This is a genomic window from Bacteroides salyersiae (genome assembly GCF_031172035.1).
GTDB lineage: Bacteria > Bacteroidota > Bacteroidia > Bacteroidales > Bacteroidaceae > Bacteroides > Bacteroides salyersiae.
Genome location: NZ_CP133452.1, coordinates 3,201,765 through 3,220,259, shown reverse-complemented (window position 1 = coordinate 3,220,259; position 18,495 = coordinate 3,201,765). Strand labels below are relative to the sequence as shown.

At 41.8% G+C, this 18,495-nt stretch carries 14 protein-coding genes; 11 read left to right on the top strand and 3 right to left on the bottom strand.

The window, feature by feature from the left end:
* The first annotated feature begins 152 nt into the window (after window positions 1–152).
* The 3 genes from RB604_RS11835 (at window position 153) to RB604_RS11825 (ending at window position 3,233) form a co-directional block, all read left to right on the top strand.
* Window positions 153–743: a DUF4251 domain-containing protein gene (locus RB604_RS11835; protein WP_007480326.1), complete on the top strand. Its 591-nt coding sequence runs from the start codon at window positions 153–155 to the stop codon at window positions 741–743.
* A 252-nt stretch (window positions 744–995) separates the two neighbouring features.
* Complete coding sequence (locus RB604_RS11830; protein WP_122282104.1) at window positions 996–2,552, top strand: PD-(D/E)XK nuclease domain-containing ATP-binding protein; 1,557 nt, start codon at window positions 996–998, stop codon at window positions 2,550–2,552.
* Between the two features lie 15 nt (window positions 2,553–2,567).
* Window positions 2,568–3,233 (top strand): LuxR C-terminal-related transcriptional regulator, encoded by a 666-nt coding sequence (locus tag RB604_RS11825; RefSeq protein WP_055295468.1) that lies wholly within the window; start codon window positions 2,568–2,570, stop codon window positions 3,231–3,233.
* A gap of 84 nt (window positions 3,234–3,317) precedes the next feature.
* Here RB604_RS11825 and mnmA read toward each other — a convergent pair whose 3' ends face one another.
* Complete coding sequence (gene mnmA / locus RB604_RS11820; RefSeq protein WP_005923947.1) at window positions 3,318–4,382, bottom strand: tRNA 2-thiouridine(34) synthase MnmA; 1,065 nt, start codon at window positions 4,380–4,382, stop codon at window positions 3,318–3,320.
* Window positions 4,383–4,505: 123 nt separating this feature from the next.
* On the opposite strand from mnmA, the gene RB604_RS11815 reads away from it, so the two are divergent.
* Window positions 4,506–5,891, top strand: a complete 1,386-nt coding sequence (locus RB604_RS11815; RefSeq protein WP_007480323.1) for a S41 family peptidase — start codon at window positions 4,506–4,508, stop codon at window positions 5,889–5,891.
* Between the two features lie 13 nt (window positions 5,892–5,904).
* Window positions 5,905–6,738 carry a DUF4595 domain-containing protein gene (locus RB604_RS11810; protein WP_055295465.1) on the top strand — a complete coding sequence of 278 codons (834 nt, stop codon included), beginning with the start codon at window positions 5,905–5,907 and terminating at the stop codon, window positions 6,736–6,738.
* A 358-nt stretch (window positions 6,739–7,096) separates the two neighbouring features.
* Here the strand turns inward: RB604_RS11810 and RB604_RS11805 are convergent, their stop codons facing one another.
* The gene (locus tag RB604_RS11805) at window positions 7,097–7,912 is read right to left on the bottom strand and encodes an alpha/beta hydrolase (RefSeq protein ID WP_007480322.1); all 816 of its coding nucleotides are present in this window, start codon (window positions 7,910–7,912) and stop codon (window positions 7,097–7,099) included.
* 26 nt (window positions 7,913–7,938) lie between these two features.
* Window positions 7,939–8,376, bottom strand: coding sequence for a putative signal transducing protein (locus RB604_RS11800; RefSeq protein WP_025819349.1), 438 nt, complete (start codon window positions 8,374–8,376; stop codon window positions 7,939–7,941).
* 112 nt (window positions 8,377–8,488) lie between these two features.
* Between RB604_RS11800 and RB604_RS11795 the strand changes: the two genes are divergently transcribed.
* The 6 genes from RB604_RS11795 (at window position 8,489) to RB604_RS11770 (ending at window position 18,492) form a co-directional block, all read left to right on the top strand.
* Complete coding sequence (locus RB604_RS11795; protein WP_055295463.1) at window positions 8,489–10,864, top strand: TonB-dependent receptor; 2,376 nt, start codon at window positions 8,489–8,491, stop codon at window positions 10,862–10,864.
* 208 nt (window positions 10,865–11,072) lie between these two features.
* Entirely contained in the window at window positions 11,073–12,365 is a 1,293-nt protein-coding gene (locus RB604_RS11790; protein WP_025819347.1) for a hemolysin family protein, read from the top strand.
* A 37-nt stretch (window positions 12,366–12,402) separates the two neighbouring features.
* Window positions 12,403–12,879, top strand: a complete 477-nt coding sequence (locus RB604_RS11785) for a copper resistance protein NlpE N-terminal domain-containing protein (RefSeq protein ID WP_007480316.1) — start codon at window positions 12,403–12,405, stop codon at window positions 12,877–12,879.
* 397 nt (window positions 12,880–13,276) lie between these two features.
* Window positions 13,277–13,843 carry an RNA polymerase sigma factor gene (locus RB604_RS11780; RefSeq protein ID WP_005923973.1) on the top strand — a complete coding sequence of 189 codons (567 nt, stop codon included), beginning with the start codon at window positions 13,277–13,279 and terminating at the stop codon, window positions 13,841–13,843.
* Between the two features lie 87 nt (window positions 13,844–13,930).
* Window positions 13,931–14,854 (top strand): FecR family protein, encoded by a 924-nt coding sequence (locus RB604_RS11775; protein ID WP_055295461.1) that lies wholly within the window; start codon window positions 13,931–13,933, stop codon window positions 14,852–14,854.
* A gap of 215 nt (window positions 14,855–15,069) precedes the next feature.
* Window positions 15,070–18,492: a TonB-dependent receptor gene (locus tag RB604_RS11770; protein ID WP_007480314.1), complete on the top strand. Its 3,423-nt coding sequence runs from the start codon at window positions 15,070–15,072 to the stop codon at window positions 18,490–18,492.
* Window positions 18,493–18,495 lie beyond the last annotated feature (3 nt).

Here is an 18,495-nt window from a genome sequence, read left to right as displayed (position 1 = left end):
TCCTGCCGCTTCATCAACATTATCAGTCTGTTAATGAATATAACGATTGATAGGATCAGATATAAAATTGTGGCGTGCAGATGAACAATATCAAAAATATCTTGTTCTTGCAATAAACGAACAACGTTATTAAACCTAAACAAAAACAAGTTATGAAAAAGTTAATTGCATTATTAGCATTAGTATTGGTAAGTACATCTACCATGATGTATGCACAAGAATCAGAAAGAGCAGTACGCCGTGCCGACCGTAAAGCACAAAGAGATGCAGAAAGAGCAAGACTGAAAGCAGAAGAACAGGCGGCTGATGCAGTGGCCTACCAGCAAGCAGTACAAGCACTGAAGAACAAACAGTTCGTACTTGAAGCAGATCAAGTAATCTTCCGTAACGGACAAAGTGCGTTCGTGTCATCCACAACAAACTTTGTAATGATGAACGGTCAACGCTCTACCGTGCAGGTCGCTTTCAACACTCCATATCCCGGCCCTAACGGAATCGGTGGTGTAACAGTAGACGGTAGTGCATCGGATATGAAAATTACTACTGATAAAAAAGGAAATGTAAACTGCTCATTCAGTGTACAGGGCATCGGTATTTCGGCCCAGATATTTATCTCATTGACCAATGGAGGTAACAATGCTACCGTGACCGTAAACCCGAACTTCAACAACAATACTCTCACATTGAGTGGTAACATCGTACCGTTAGACCAATCGGATGTATTCAAAGGACGTTCCTGGTAATACAAATAAGACGGGCTAAAGGTAAAACCAATCAGGAATTTCAAGAGTGTACACTTTTCACATGCAAGAGTGTACACTCTTCTTATATAAAAGTCCATACTCTTGTCCTGCAAAAGTATAGAGTCCCATAAATACTGGTTATCAACACTTTGAGTTATTTTCACTCGTGTTATATTTCAAAATTCATCAAGGTACGAAACGGTTTATGGAAATAATGAGTATCTTTGAATGGTCAATAAATAAAAAGTAACAATGAACAGTGTATTACGCAAACTCCCGATCGGGATACAGACTTTTGAGGACATCCGCAGAGATAATTATCTGTATGTAGACAAGACCGCTTTCGTGTGGAGAATAGCGAATACAGGAAAACCTTACTTCTTGAGTCGCCCGCGTCGATTTGGAAAAAGCCTGTTGCTTTCTACTTTTGAAGCTTACTTTAAAGGTAAGAAAGAACTGTTCGAAGGACTGGCCATCGAACAGATGGAAAAAGAATGGAGGCAATTTCCGGTACTGCATCTGGACTTGAATGCTAAAAAATACGAGACCCCGGAAGATTTAAATGCCATGCTTAACCAACATCTTGAAAAATGGGAAAGTCAATATGGCGATGAAAAGAAGGACCGCAGTCCGGAAGAACGATTCAGTTATGTTATCAGCCGTGCCAGTGAACAGGCAGGCTGCGGCGTAGTAGTATTAGTAGACGAATATGATAAACCCCTGTTGCAAACCTTGTGTAACATTCCTTTAATGGAAGAATACCGTCAGACACTGAAAGCATTCTATGGTGTTCTGAAAAGTTCCGACCGTTATCTCCGTTTCGTCTTTCTTACCGGAGTGACGAAGTTTGCACAAGTCAGCGTATTCAGTGACCTGAATCAACTGAATGACATCAGTATGAAGCCCCAATATGCCACGATCTGCGGTATCACCATGCAAGAATTAACCCATACTTTCGCACCGGAAATACAACAGTTGGCGGAACACAATGGTTTGACACAGGAAGAAGCTCTTCAAAAGATGAAGATATCGTATGACGGTTATCATTTCTGCGAATTCGCAGAAGGAGTCTTTAACCCTTTCAGCGTGCTCAATCTTTTCGACGGATACAAATTCAGCAACTACTGGTTTCAGACAGGTACTCCTACTTTTCTTGTGGAACTGCTCAAAAAAAGCGAATATGATTTACGTACATTGATTGACGGAGTAGAAGCATCCGCCTCTTCATTTACCGAATACCGGATAGATGCCAATAATCCGATTCCACTGATTTATCAGAGCGGTTATCTGACAATAAAAGACTATAGTTCGCGTTTTGGAAACTATTTACTGGAATTTCCTAATGATGAAGTACGATATGGTTTTATTGATTTTTTGATCCCTTATTATACATCCGTTGTCGATGACGAGCGTGGTTTTTATATTGGCAAATTTATTCTTGAGTTGGAAAATGGCGATTACGATTCCTTCCTCACCCTCCTGCAAGCTTTCTTTGCTGATTTCCCATACGAGTTGAATGATAAAAGCGAACGCCATTATCAAGTGGTATTCTACCTCGTTTTCAAATTAATGGGGCAATTCACCGACGTAGAAATACGCAGTGCACGCGGACGGGCAGACGCTGTTGTGAAGACTCCCGCCTACATCTATATATTTGAATTCAAACTAAATGGAACGGCAGAAGAAGCCTTACAACAAATAGACGATAAAGGATATTTGATTCCTTACCAAGCCGATGGACGCAAACTTATTAAGATAGGTGTTGAGTTTAGTGCCACCGAAAGAAATATCAGCCGGTGGTTACCATGATAAAGAATACGATTCATGAGAGAATATATCATAGCAGATAATCAGGATATCACCAAAGCAGGCATGATGTTTCTGCTCAGTAAGCAGAAAGATGTATCACAACTGCTGGCCGTAGATAATAAAACAGAACTTATCAGAGAATTGCGCCTGCACCCACAAGCGGTAGTGATCCTCGATTATACTTTATTTGATTTTGCCGGAGCAGATGAATTGATAGTGCTTCGCGAACGTTTTAAGGAGGTGGACTGGTTGCTGTTCTCCGATGAATTGAGCATCGGATTTCTCCGTCAGGTATTATTTAGCAGTATGGCATTCGGAGTAGTTATGAAAGATAACTCGAAAGAGGAGATACTCACCGCTCTCCAATGCGCATCACGCAAAGAACGTTTCATCTGCAACCACGTAACTAACCTGTTACTGTCCGGAAATATCCAACAGGTATCTCCAAGCACAAATATACAGGAGGATCATTTACTTACCGCCACAGAAAAAAACATTCTCAAAGAAATTGCATCAGGCAAGACTACTAAAGAAATTGCCGCAGAAAAGAACCTGAGCTTTCACACCATCAACAGCCATCGTAAAAATATCTTCCGGAAACTCGGAGTGAACAATGTACACGAAGCCACCAAATATGCAATGCGGGCGGGGATTGTAGATCTGGCGGAATACTATATTTAGTTGAAAGTTGAGAGTTGAAAGTTGAAAGTTACTATGCAGCATAACAGCGCAGCCAACTTTCAACTTTCAACTCTCAACTTTCAACTAAATAACCACTCCGCTTCCTACACACACCTCCGCCTTCTCATCGTAAATCACTCCGAACTGTCCGGGAGCAATACCTTGCAGTTTCTCAGAAGAAAGTACATGACAGGTGTTACCTTTACGGACAAGACGTCCTTTAATAAATTCCGGAGTATGACGAATCTTGAAGGTTATATTTACTTCATTCGAGCCTTCCTCCCAAGGGTTTCCGGTGATAAAATGAAAATCGGAAAGAGAAAACTCCGTACCATATTGTGCTTCTGTGTCATAGCCATGAGACACATAAATAATATTCTCTTCAATGTTCTTCTTTATCACAAACCAAGGGCCGCCACCCAATCCCAATCCTTTACGCTGACCGATAGTGTGAAACCAATATCCCCGGTGAGTTCCGATCCGTTTCCCTGTCTCCCACTCGACCACCGCTCCTTCTTTCTCTCCAAGAAAACGGCGGACAAAATCATTGTAGTTTATCTTACCCAAGAAGCAAATGCCTTGGCTGTCTTTTCTACGCGCATTAGGAAGTTTCGCATTTTGTGCTATCTCACGCACTTCATGTTTCATCAAATGACCGATAGGAAACATCAGTTTGGAAACTTGAAGATAATCAATCTGAGCAAGAAAATCAGTCTGATCTTTCACGGGATCTTTGGCTGTACCAAGCCAAATCTTCCTATCCCGCAATAATGTAGTAGCATAATGCCCTGTTGCCGTAAAGTCGAAATCTTTTCCGACACGCTGCTCAAAACAACCGAATTTAATCAACTTATTACACATCACATCGGGATTGGGTGTCTGCCCTTTCCGTATCTTATCGATAGCATAGGCTGCCACATTGTCCCAATATTCACGATGCAGATCGACTATTTCCAATGGCAAGCCATACCTCCGGGCCGTAGCCGTGGCAAGTTCTATGTCCTCTTCGGCAGAACAGTCCATGTATTCCGCACCGTCCATACCTATTTTAATATAAAACAACGACGGTTTATACCCCTGCTCACAAAGGAGATGAACGACTACCGAGCTGTCTACCCCACCCGATACTAAAGCTGCTATATTCTTCATGACGGCAAAGATAAAGCAAACGATGTTTACAGGCTATCACACATTAAAGGCATTTTTATACCACAATTGTGGTAGATAAGCGAAGTATTTCCTACATTTGCAACTTCTAAAGACGATAAAGATATGAAGATAAGAAACATACTGTTCACCCCTATATTATTCATCGTGATGATATCCGGTCTTTTCTCCTGCGGAGTAGACCGTTGGCCGGAGTATGCGGAAGAAACCGAACTGGATATATGGATAGACAGCGTGATGCGTCAGGAATACCTCTGGTACAACGAAATGCCTTCGGTTACTCCCAACCAATATTTTCTGGCTCCCGCAGAATTCCTCAAGAAAGTGATTTATACTACTCTCGACAAAAATTATTCTTATATAGACACACTGAATAAGGTGCAGTCTCCCGAATACGGCTTCGACTATACACTTTATAAGAATGCAGATGTAGATACACTTTATAATGCTTTAATTACAAATGTTCTTCCCGGCTCTCCGGCTTCAACAGCCGGTCTGGAACGTGGCGAATGGATAGTGAAAGTAGACGATGAATACATCACCAAGAAAAACGAAAAGACCCTTCTCCAAACAGGAAAAGCCATGACACTGACTTTGGGAAAGTATGAATTGCAAAATATAGAGGATGAAGACAAGAAGACCGAGAAACAGAAAGGAGTGGTTATAGAAACCGGAACTGCAAGTATTGGTGCCGAACAAATAGTAGAAGACGACCCGATTCCCGTATACGAAATAGTAACCAGTGCTACAGGAGTAAAAGTAGGATATATGGTCTACAACCATTTCACAGCAGGAACTGCCGATGACAAGGAGAAATACAACAACAAACTTCGCGATATCTCCCGGGTATTTGCCAGTGCAGGTGTGACTCACTTTGTGCTCGACTTACGTAACAATACGGGAGGATCATTAGAATGTGCGCACTTGTTAGCTTCCCTATTAGCACCGGGGAGTGAAGTGGGAAAAATCTGTGCCCATCTGGAATATAACGACAAGCAATCCTATAAAGACTTCGACTTGCTCTTCGACCCGCAACTGATAGGAAACGGAGCGAATATGAATATCCAAAAAGGCTTCATACTAACCAGCAGCACTACTACGGGGATAGCAGGGACTTTTTATGACTGCCTGTTCCCGTTTGAGAAATGGGAAATATTAGGTACGGCACTGCCTGCTATGGGAGTAGCTACCGAAAGTTTTGTTAACCCTAAATACGGTTGGTCGTTGAATCCGGTAGTATGTACTGTTTATAACAGTGCAGGCGAAGCACATATGGGAGGAAATTTTACTGCCAAATATACAATAGATCAGACATCAACCACTAATTTAGTGACCTATTTGCCACTGGGAAATAAGGAAGAGACATTATTCAGTGCAGCTCTCGGAATTATTGACGGAACCTATCCCCCAAAAGAGGAAGAACCGGACGAAGAAACACCGGAAACCGGCACTACATACACGGTCCGAATCGGAGACGGAATGAGGCCTTAATAAAAATAAAATAATGAAACGAATACAACGCAATTTTCTTTTTTTCCTGTTTTTTTCCTTGATGCTGACAGCATGTAATGAAAAAGAAGAAGATATGGAAGAAAAAATAGCATGTCTCACCATTACCGAAGCAACCGGTTCCGGAGAAGAAAGAGTAACTACCGAACAGAAATTTATCTATGAAGATGGAAAATTAACCCGACACATCACCAAACAGACTTATACGGACAGACTGCTCGAAGGCGAATATACGCATAGTGTCAGCAGCCAGATCAGTTACGAACCGGGGAAGGTTATCGTAACCGATGAAGCCGGCACCGTATCTACTTATCAGATAGATGAGAAAGGGTATGCCACCATGTGTACCCGCAAAGAACCCGGCGGTAAAATCCGCACATATACATTCTCTTACTCAACAACAGGAGATGAAAATCTGACCGGAGTGAAAGAAAGTATCGACGGTAGCCCATATTCTGAAATATCTATCATTATCCCGGACAATGGTACAATGAATATAACGGAACAAGTAAATACCTATCAAAACACGTTCACCACCGGTATCAATGAGAGTTGTCCCGGCATATCCAATGAGAAAAGCAAGTTACCATGCCTGTTCCTCTCAGAGCGCTACCCTCTCTCTTTCCATACAGAAGCTTTCTATGCCAACATACTCGGAGCTCCTCTTTCCCTTCTTCCGGGTCAGTTGACAATAAAAAATAGCGAAGAAGTTACTACTTATAGCTACACGGAGGACGAAAAAGGATATATCACTTCATGTGCAGTAAAAATCAGTATCCCGGGTAGAAACTGGTACCGTTATGTGCAGTATTCGTATCTCTTGAATTGATCACTTTTTTGTCAAGAGCAGATTTACGCATTCTTAACTAAAAAGCGAGGGTTACAGGAACAAAAGAACGTTTTATCTGAAAACAGTATCAATTGTACTGCGACAAGTAATGAAAGGCATCGTAACAAGTAATGAAACATGTCGTAACATACCGGCATATTCTCCGTAAAGACCGTCCTTAATCACCCGGAATACCCTGTTCAGTAGGTTTCTCAAGCAGAAAGAAATAAAAAAAGGAGAAAGCTTTAGCTTTCTCCTTCCTGTGTAATCTAACTGAATCTACTATATGATTATGTCTGTAAAGATACGACATAAAAACAGTAAATCAAACTTTCGATCAACTATTTCTTACTGCTTTTCACTTCTTAAAGAATTTACTGAAAAAAAGAATCTGATAATCGATGGAGTTATTCCAGTACTCACCGTTGTGCGCTCCCGGACGGGTGATGAAATCATGATCGATCTTCAGTTCCAACAAACGGTTGTGCAGATTCTTATTTACATCCAGAAAGAAATCCGCTTCCCCACAATCCACAATCAATGCCAAATCACCATTCTGCAACTTATCCACCTGATTAATAACCGTATGGTCATCCCACACCTGTCTGTTTTCTTCGATTGTTCCCAATTGCTCGGACATCAACCAATTCTTCGGAAACGGACGGATATCGACTCCACCACTGGTACTACCTGCTGCACCGAACACATCTTTATGCCGGATGGCATTCCAAAGTGCTCCATGCCCGCCCATACTAAGCCCGGTAATGGCGCGTCCACGACGATCGGCTATCGTTTTATAATGTTTGTCTATGTAATTGATCATTTCTGAAGAGACAAAAGTCTCGTAGCGATAATCCTTATTCTTCGGGCTATCCCAATACCAACTGTTTTTACCATCGGGACATACAAAAATAATTCCTTTTTCATCGGCAATCTGCGGAAGTTCAGGGCGAATGCCGATCCACGTCTTGGCATTACCGCCAAAACCATGCAACAGGTATATCACCGGGCAATCAACACCCTTTTTGCCCAAAGCAATATCAGGAACAACCACTACCACTTGCACTTCCTTGTTCATAGAAGGGCTTTTTACCATCAGCGTATCTACCTGTGCTGCATAAAACGGAAGTACTGACCACAACAGACAGAGCAATAATAAACTTTTTCTTTTCATCGCATTAAAAACATTTGCATTAAAAATTAAATCCGGGATTCTTCTTCTCTCTCATAATCCGCAGAAACCGGTTTATCGAAGAGAGCCTTACAACGATTGCATTTATAAGTCCAATGATTGTCTCCGGGAGGCGCCATAACCAGCAAAGACAATACCGCAGCACAAGCTGCCCGCATCCGTCTGTCGCTCCGCAACTTAAATGTGATATCCGCCGAACCGCAATAAGGGCAACATTTCAGATCCTCCGGAAAGCTCTGATTATCACGCAACACCTGAAGGGCACGTTCATAATCTTTCTCATAAACGAAAATATCGACGCCGGAAATATTGCTTACACAACTCTTCAGTAATGATGACAGATTTTCATTATGCAACAATGATTCTATTCCCTCATTCTCTAAAGCTCCCTGAAAGATATGCGCCTGCATAGCATCATTGCATGTTATCAATCGGACTGTTCTCATGATGATTATCTACTCAAGTGATTAATGCCAACAAAAATACCGGATAATAATGAAAAGAAAAACATTTTTTATGTAATTTTGTATTCAAAATAGAAAAGGAAAAACCAAACCAATGAAAAAACGCTCCGTATTTCTTCTGTTCTTTCTCTATCTCCTCATAACGGCAACGGCACAACCACTCCACCAGATAAGAGGTACCGTTATCGACAAAGCCAGTCGTAAGCCATTGGAATTTATCAACGTAGTGATCGCCGGTTCGGGTATGGGCAGTGTCACGGATTCAATGGGACATTTCACCATCCAAGCAGTCCCTCCCGGTATCTATCGGTTGCAGGCATCTGCCGTAGGATATAAAACCACCCTGACCTCCGAATATATCCTTTCGACCAAAAATCTGAATATAGACATCGAAATGGAAGAAAATCCGACGGAATTAGAAGGAGTCACAATTACCGCCTCTCCTTTTCGTCGCGATCTGGAAAGTCCGGTAGGCCTGCGCATTATCGGGGTACAGGAAATCGAAAAAAGTCCGGGAGCCAACCGGGACATTTCACGTGTAGTACAGTCATATCCGGGCGTAGCATTCTCGCCCGCCGGATACCGCAACGACCTGATTGTACGTGGCGGTTCTCCATCCGAAAACCGATTCTATCTGGATGGAGTCGAAATACCGAATATCAACCATTTCAGTACGCAAGGAGCATCAGGAGGTCCCGTCGGTATCATTAATGCAGACTTTATCCGGGAAGTTAATTTCTACACGGGTGCTTTCCCGGCAAACCGGGGTAATTCGCTCAGTTCGGTACTCGATTTTAAACTCCGCGACGGAGACATGGAACGGAACTCACTGAAAGCCACTCTCGGCGCATCGGAAGTATCCCTTGCTTCCAACGGGCATTTGGGAAATAAAACTTCTTACCTCGTATCTGTCCGCCAATCTTATCTGCAATTTCTGTTTGATATGCTGGGGTTACCTTTCCTACCCACTTTTACCGATGCACAGTTCAAACTGAAAACCCGTTTCGACGAACGGAATGAATTACTTGTGCTCGGCCTGGCAGGCATAGACAATATGCGCCTCAACACCAAACTGGACGGAGAAAAAGCAGAATACATATTGAGTTACCTTCCCAAGATACAGCAAGAAACATTCACATTGGGAGCCGTATACCGTCACTATGCCGGGGCACATGTACAGACGGCAGTCATCAGCCACAGCTATCTGAACAACCGCAACACTAAATATCTGCACAATGACGAATCTTCGGAGGACAACCTCACTCTCCGGCTACGTTCTGTAGAACAGGAGACGAAACTCCGACTGGAAAACAGTTCTACCTTCGGAGCCTGGAAAGTAAATTTGGGATTGAACCTCAATTATAGCCAGTACACCAATACCAGTTTCCAACGCGTGTACATCGGAAAAGGAGAGACATCCGACTATCACACAGCCTTAGGGCTTCTCCACTGGGGTATATTCGGAACAATGAGTTATGCTTCGCCCGACGAACGCTTCACGGCATCATTAGGGGTAAGAGCGGATGCCAATAACTATTCGTCAAGGATGAAACACCTCTCCGAGCAACTTTCCCCACGTCTCTCCCTCTCTTACCGCCTCATCGACGGACTGTATGCCAGTGGTAGCGCCGGACTATACTATCAATTACCGCCCTATACAGGACTCGGATTCAAAGGGAACAACGGGAAACTGGTAAATAAACAACTCCGCTACATGAGCGTAAGTCAAGGCAGCCTCGGCCTGAATTGGCGTACCAACAGTACATTCGAACTTTCCGCCGAAGGTTTTTATAAGTCCTATGACCGGATTCCCCTATCCGTTACAGACGGTATTCCGCTTGCCTGCAAAGGAAATGATTACGGGGTAATAGGCAATGAAGAACTGACTTCTACTGCACAAGGCCGTTCATACGGCATAGAAATATTATTGAGATGGCTCGTTGCAAAAAAATTGAACCTCGCTTCTTCGTTCACCCTTTTCAAAAGTGAATATCGCAACAACAAGCAAAGCGAATACATTGCATCGGCATGGGACAACCGCTATATTTTCAATCTGAGCGGCACATACAACTTCCCCCGCCATTGGAGCTTCGGCATGAAGGTAAGCTGTATCGGCGGTGCTCCCTATACCCCTTATGACGAAGAAAAATCCCGGCTCGTAACAGCCTGGAATGCACAGGGCAGACCCTACTACGATTATAGTAAATACAATACGGGCCGGCTCCCCGCTTTCGGGCAACTGGACATCCGGGTAGACAAAACGTTCTACCTCAAGCGCTGCATGTTAGGCTTTTATATCGACCTGCAAAATGTGACGAAGAGTACCTTCAAACAACCGGATATTTATATGAGTACCGGAGTGATTGAAAACCCTTCGGATCCACTGCCTGAACAGCGATACAAAATGAAATACATCGAACAGAAAAGCGGCACACTGATGCCGACTCTCGGAATCACTTTCGAATATTAACACGGAAAAGCGTGTGGCACGCATGAAAGCGAAAGCAGACGAATACACCCAAAACAAATAAAAGAACGGGCGGCCCGATACGACCGCCTGTTTTGTATAATTAAACGAAGCCTCATAAAACGTTAAATATTCATTAATATACTCTCCATATAGATAGTGTTTCAATAGATTCAAGTAATTTTCGGGACAGAAACCATTCATATATTATATGGAATTTATAATTATTATTCTCTTACTTCTTTTAAATGGCGTCTTCGCCATGTATGAAATCGCCTTAGTATCTTCAAGTAAAGCACGTCTGGAAACCCTTGTAAGCAAAGGAAACAAATCCGCACGAGGAGTTCTGAAACAATTGGAAGAACCCGAAAAGTTCCTCTCCACCATTCAAATCGGTATCACACTGATCGGTATCGTATCGGGTGCTTTCGGTGGTGTAGCCATCGCCGATGACGTAACACCACTCTTTGCCATGATTCCCGGACTGGAAGCCTATGCCCGGAACCTTGCCATGATTACTACCGTAGCCGTCATCACTTATCTGTCACTCATCGTTGGCGAACTTGTTCCGAAATCCATCGCACTGAGCAATCCGGAACGATATGCCACAATGTTCAGCCCCATCATGATCCTTTTGACCAAAGTCTCTTATCCTTTCGTATGGCTGTTGAGCGTTTCTACCCGACTTCTCAACAAACTCATCGGACTGAAAAGCGAAGAACGCATCATGACACAGGAAGAACTGAAAATGATTCTTCATCAAAGCTCCGAGCAGGGAGTGATCGATAAAGAAGAGACAGAGATGCTGAAAGATGTATTCCGTTTCTCGGATAAACGTGCCAACGAATTGATGACTCACCGCCGTGACCTAATAGTACTCCACCCCAACGAAACCAAAGAAGAGGTGATGCGTATCATCGATACCGAACACTTCAGCAAATATCTGCTGGTCAATGAAAACAAAGATGAGATCATCGGTGTGGTTTCAGTAAAAGATATTATTCTCATGGTGGGCAGCGAACAAGAGTTCGATCTGCGTAAAATAGCCCGTCCTGCCCTCTTCATACCCGAAAGTTTATACGCAAAAAAAGTTTTAGAGCTATTCAAGAAGAACAAAAACAAGTTCGCGGTTGTTGTTAACGAGTATGGCAGCACAGAGGGTATTATCACCCTGCACGACCTGACCGAAAGCATCTTCGGAGACATTCTCGAAGAAGATGATACGGAGGAGGAAGAAATCGTCCGTCGTCAAGACGGTTCGCTGTTGGTAGAGGCTTCTATGAACATCGGCGACTTTATGGAAGAAATGGGTATCCTTTCTTACGAAGATATAGATTCGGAAGATTTCACCACATTGGGAGGTTTGGCTATGTTCCTTATCGGACGTATCCCCAAAGCAGGAGATACCTTTACATATAAGAATCTACAGTTTGAAGTGGTAGACATGGACCGTGGAAGAGTTGATAAGTTGCTTGTCATACGAAAAGAGGAGGAAGAGGAATAAGCAACTCACTTTTTATATTAACTTAAAGCACTTAACAATGAAAAAAGTAATTATGTTGGCAGCCGTTGTAGCTGCTCTGGCATCATGCCAATCAAAAGCAAACAAAGCCGCAGAGGCTGAAGCAGACAGCATTGCTATCGAAGCAATGTCACCCACAGTAGAAGCAACCGAAGTTTATGAAGGAACACTTCCTGCTGCTGATGGTCCGGGTATCCGCTATGTATTGACTCTGAATATGCTTGCCGATGCAAACGATACCACCTACACGTTGGACATGACCTATCTGGATGCTGACGGACAGGGAAAAGACAAAACATTTACATCGGCCGGTAAACCTCAGATGATTCAGAAAACCGTCAAAAACAAAAAGAAATCGGCCCTTAAGCTGACTCCGAATGACGGTAGCGAACCTGTCTACTTCGTTATTGCCAACGATACGACCCTGACATTATCAAACGATAGCCTTCAGGAAGCAGTCAGCGACCTGAATTACGACATCGTACGGGTAAAATAAGAAAAACAAATCAAAGGAAAGGCTTCATGAGTATTACCCCATGAGGCCTTTTTTGTTACAGACAAGTTACATTCCGACAATCTCGATTCTCTTTTTATCATCCCAGCCAAACCTTTATTTTTTCAGTTCCAATACCCGAAACACCTGCTTATCAGTTCTATCTTCCCTATTTATCAATTCCATTTTCTCGCAAGACTTTCATTTCTTTCATCAAGAATACTTTCGAAATGTCGGTATTCTGATAGTTTTTCATATATTTGTAATCGCTATGTACTAGATATTTGGCTAACTTTGAATCGTGGAAAGAAAACTAATATATATATTAGAGTCACAATCGTGGTGTAAAACAAACCTAATCCGTTGAAAAAATAATATAGCTTAAAAGGGGATTTATTTGATGATTAATGAAGAAATTATAATTCGTCAAATGAAGGAAGGCAACCAACTGGCCTTTACTTTATTATTTAACGAATACAGTAAACAGGTGTATTCGCTGGCTTTTAAATACCTATATAACAGGGAACTTGCAGAGGATGTCGTCCAAAATGTCTTTTTCAAAATCTGGGAAAAGAAAAAAGACATAGACGAATCAAGACCGTTTAACCGGTATCTTTTTACTATTCTAAAGAACGATCTGCTGAATGTTCTGCGCGACAAAGACAAGGAGATATTTCGTATCTCAGATAATTTAAACCTTTTAAATACGCTTGCCAACGAAACCGAAGAACCGGAATTGGATGAAGAACAATTACGGTTGGTTCGTAGAGCCATTGAACAGCTATCTCCCCAAAAACGAAAAATAGTAGAACTGAAAATCTCCGGAAAATATTCGAATCAGGAGATTGCCGATAAGCTGAACCTATCTATCAATACCATCAAGTTTCAGTATAGCCAAGCACTGAAAGAATTGCGTATGACAATCAGATTATCCTCTTTCATGCTTCTCCTCTTGGGTGGTTTATAAATAAAATATCTTTTTTTAAAAAAAATTCCATTTTATATAATACTTTTCTTACCGACTTGTGTATTACTAATAAAAGACAGCAATTAAATGACAACTCAAGATAAGCAAACAGCATTAAACGCTATTTCCAAAGCAATGGACGAAGATATCGAAAATATCATCGAAGGAAAGGAAATAGATATCCCCGAAACAGAGGAAACCTGTTTTCGCCAGGAACAAGTCTACGTGCACCTGATGAATCGGATTAATTCGAAAAGGAAAAAATTCTCTTGGTTGAAAATAGCAGTTGTCTTATTGCCATTCCTTATTTTGAATATGGCATTTTGGATATATTCGGGTAGCGACAACCGCGAAGCGGTAACCAGAGACATTTATGTGCCATGTGGAGAAAGAATGACGGTAATGTTGGCAGACGGAACAAAAGTATATCTCAATGCAGATACGAAACTGACCTACCCGGAACAGTTCGTCGGAAAAGAACGAAAAGTATCTGTAGAAGGAGAAGCCTATTTTGAAGTAAAGAAAGATGCAAAGAAGCCTTTCATTGTCGATGTCGCCTCCATGCAGATCAAAGTACTGGGAACTTCGTTCAACGTAAATGCATACCCGACAGAGAGTAAAGTGTTGACAACCTTAGACGAAGGTTCCGTAAAAATACGAAACGCACAAAGCAACTCATTCGACTATATAATGAAACCGGGTGAAACAGCTATTTATGAAAAAGAAACCGGTACGTGTATCATACAGAAAAATAAAGATTACAAAAATGAATCCGTATGGATGAAAGATGTACTGATATTTAATGATACTCCCCTGGAAGATGTACTTAAAGTATTGTCCAGAAAGTATAACGTACAATTCAATATAGAAAATGAAGCCATCTATTCTTATACGTATACATTAAGAAGCGAAGGTGAATCCTTACAGGAAATATTGGAAAGCATGAGACATATTACTCCGATCAAATATGAGAAAACGAATCGGAGAGAGATAAAAATAAGTCCGAGATAAACAAAAAAGATAAAACCTAATCTGAAATATTATACTTATGAACGCGCTATTACAAACCTTATCAGAAACTTCAACATAAGAATACCGACATCGTCTTCTTTGTTGATTAGAAAGCCATTAATATATTAAATTTCAAAGAGTTAAGAAACGAACATTTCTTAGCAAGGGATTCTATTGCTCAAATTTAAAATAATCATAATTCTAAAAAACACACAATGAAAAATTCTCTGAAAAAAAATCATTATTGTCTTTGCTCTCATGTGAGACAGTGGATTTCTATTTGGTTGGTATTATGTATATTTCCTTTAGCATTACACGCACAAAATAGGGAAATAACATTGGACCTGAAAAATGTAACGCTTGAAAATGCGGTTACCCAAATCGCCTCACAAGCAAAGATATCGGTTGCTTACAGTAAAGAATTTGTCGATACGAAGCAATTGGTAAGTATTTCTGTGAAAAATGCAACTTTAAGAGATGCTTTAAACAGTTTACTGAAAAAGACGAATGTAGGGTATAGTATTTCGGGAGATAAGCTGCTTCTGTTCGACAAAAAGACAGAAAACAGAGTTACTCCGGAAAAGAAAGTGAAAGTCCGTGGCCAAGTCATCGATCAGGTTACTACGGATCCTATGATCGGAGTCAGCGTTTTTGTGAAAGGTGGAAAAGAAGGGACTATCACTGATATAGACGGTAATTATTCGATAGAAGTCGATCCCGGAAAAACATTGGTATTTTCCTTCATCGGTTATAAAACCCAAGAAATTGAAGTCGGTTCAAAAACTGAAATATCAGTTCGTATGACGGAAAATACCGAAATGCTGAATGATGTAGTAGTTATAGGCTACGGTGTACAGAAAAAAGTAAACCTGACAGGAGCTGTATCTGCCGTAAAAGGCGATGAGCTATCCAGCCGCCCAATTACCAATGTAGGTAGTGGCTTACAAGGTATGTTGCCCGGTGTATCCATCGTACAGCCTTCCGGCCAACCGGGCAATGATAAAATGTCGATCGTAGTCCGTGGTATCAGTACATTGAACAGCAAAACCGATCCTCTCATCCTGATCGACGGAATTGCCGGCGGAGATTTAAACCTGTTGAATCCCGATGATATAGAAAGCGTATCCGTATTGAAAGATGCAGCATCTTCTGCCATCTACGGTGCTCGTGCTGCCAACGGAGTTATCTTGGTGACAACCAAACAAGGTAATCAGAAAGAAAAAACCACAGTAAGTTATTCAGGTTATGTAGGCTTCCAGACTCCGACCGCATTACCCGACTTAGTAAACGGACGGGAATATATGGAATTAGCTAATGAAGCGTATATAGCTGCCGGTTTTGGTAAACTATATCAAGATGAAGCATTCGAAGCATACGATCGGGGCGACTCTCCCAATGACTATTCAAACACCGATTGGGTAAAAGAAGTATATAAAAAATCAGCAATGCAAACAGGACACAATATCAGTGTCCGTGGTGGTACGGAAAAAAGCGGCTATTACATGTCATACGGATATTTAAATCAGGACGGTCTTATCGTAGGCGATCCGTTCTCCTCAAAAAGACATAACGCCCGCCTAAGCATGAATACAGAACTCTATGACCGCCTGAAAATAAACGGTAATATCAGTTTCGTAGACTTTTATCGCCAGGAAAACGGTGTATCCGGAACGACTGGTGTATTCCGAACCGTTCAGCGTGTCTCTCCCCTTCTTCCTGTAAAATGGAAAGAACAAAATGAAAAGGGAGAGTGGGTAGATACCGACCATTACGCATATACTTCATTGATGAATCCGGTGGACATTGCCTATAATTCCGGTTATAATAAACGTAATTCACGTACTTTCAACGGACAGGTAAACGCCTCTTTGAAAATAATAGAAGGTCTGTACCTAAACGGACAATATGCCGCCAACTATTACACCCGAGATACCAAAAAATATGTCCCGGCAATGAATCGCTGGATGTCCGATGGTACGGAAGACCCGGGAAACAAATTAAGAAAGAACTCAATCAGTGAATCTCATATCAATACATTGACCCAAACTTTGAATGCCACTGCCACTTACCAGAAAAACATCAATTTGCATGATTTCAAATTGTTGGGTGGTTTTTCTCAGGAATGGGCACACACCAACACATTAAGTGCCGGTAGAAAAGTACTGTTGCTGGATGGAATTGAAGTAATAGATGCCGGAACAGATGAAATCACCAACGGGGGCAGTGCGGAAGAATGGGCTCTCCGGTCTTTCTTCGGCCGTATAAACTACAATTATGACGAAAAATATCTGCTCGAAGCCAATGTCCGCTACGATGGAACTTCCCGTTTTGCAAAAGATAACAGATGGGGATGCTTTCCCTCCTTTTCTGCCGGATGGAATTTCTCTAAAGAAAAATTCATGAGTTTTGCAGACCCTGTCTTGCAGATGGCCAAACTACGTGCTTCATGGGGAGAATTAGGTAACCAGAATGTAGGTGATAATTTTTATCCATATTTAGTAGCAATCGAATCCGTAGACAAAGCTTATCCTATCGGCAATCAGTTGAACACTGGCTTTCAACAAATCGCTTTAGGAAACAAAAACATAAAATGGGAAACGATACGCATGCTCAATATAGGTGTCGACTTCGCCCTCTTTAACAATCGTCTAACGGTCAGTGCCGACTGGTTCAAGAAAAACAACATGGATGCTTTGGTACGTCCTTCTTTCCCTTTAGTGATAGGAAAATGGCAAAAAGACTCAAGCCGTGACTACCTGCCATTGGAGAATTTAGGAGAAGTAGAAAGTAGAGGATGGGAAATAAACTTAGCTTGGAGAGATCAAATAGGTCAAGTGAAATACCGCGCATTCTTCAATTTATCCGATGCAAGAAACAAAATTATAGATTTAGGTTCGAGCGCCCCCGTATTAGGAGACCAAATTCGCAGAGTAGGCGATCCGATTGATGCGTACTATGGGTATAGAACAGACGGATTGGCACAAGTGGATGATTTTGAAGGAAAAGACAGTTTCGGCAACTATGTAAATCCGAAGTTTCCGGTGATACAAGACGGTGTTGCCGTTCAGCCCGGTGATATCAAATACAAAGACATCAGTGGCCCGGATGGAAAACCGGACGGAATTATAGATGATTACGACAAAGAAATAATCGGTGACAAGACTCCACGATATTCTTACTCATTCAAAGGAGAACTGGAATGGAAAGGAATCGACTTTTCTTTCTACCTCCAAGGAGTGGGCAAAGCAAACGGTTATTTAAGTGAAGAAGCCAGACATTGTTTCATCAACGACTACTCGGTTCCCAAAAAGTCTCATTTAGACAGATGGACTCCCGAAAATCCGAACGCATCATATCCACGTATGTATTATGCACAGACCCACAATCGCAGATTCTCGGATTTCTGGATAGAAAATGCAGCATATCTCCGCTTAAAGAATGTGCAATTAGGATATACGTTTCCACAAAAATGGATGAGAAAATTTGGAATCAACAGATTGAGAGCTTATGTCTCTGCCGATAATTTGTTTACCGTCACCAAATATTTCGACGGCTTCGACCCCGAAGTTCAACAATCTTCCGGAGATACTTATCCACAGGTAAGAACATATGTATTTGGATTGAATCTGACATTCTAACTT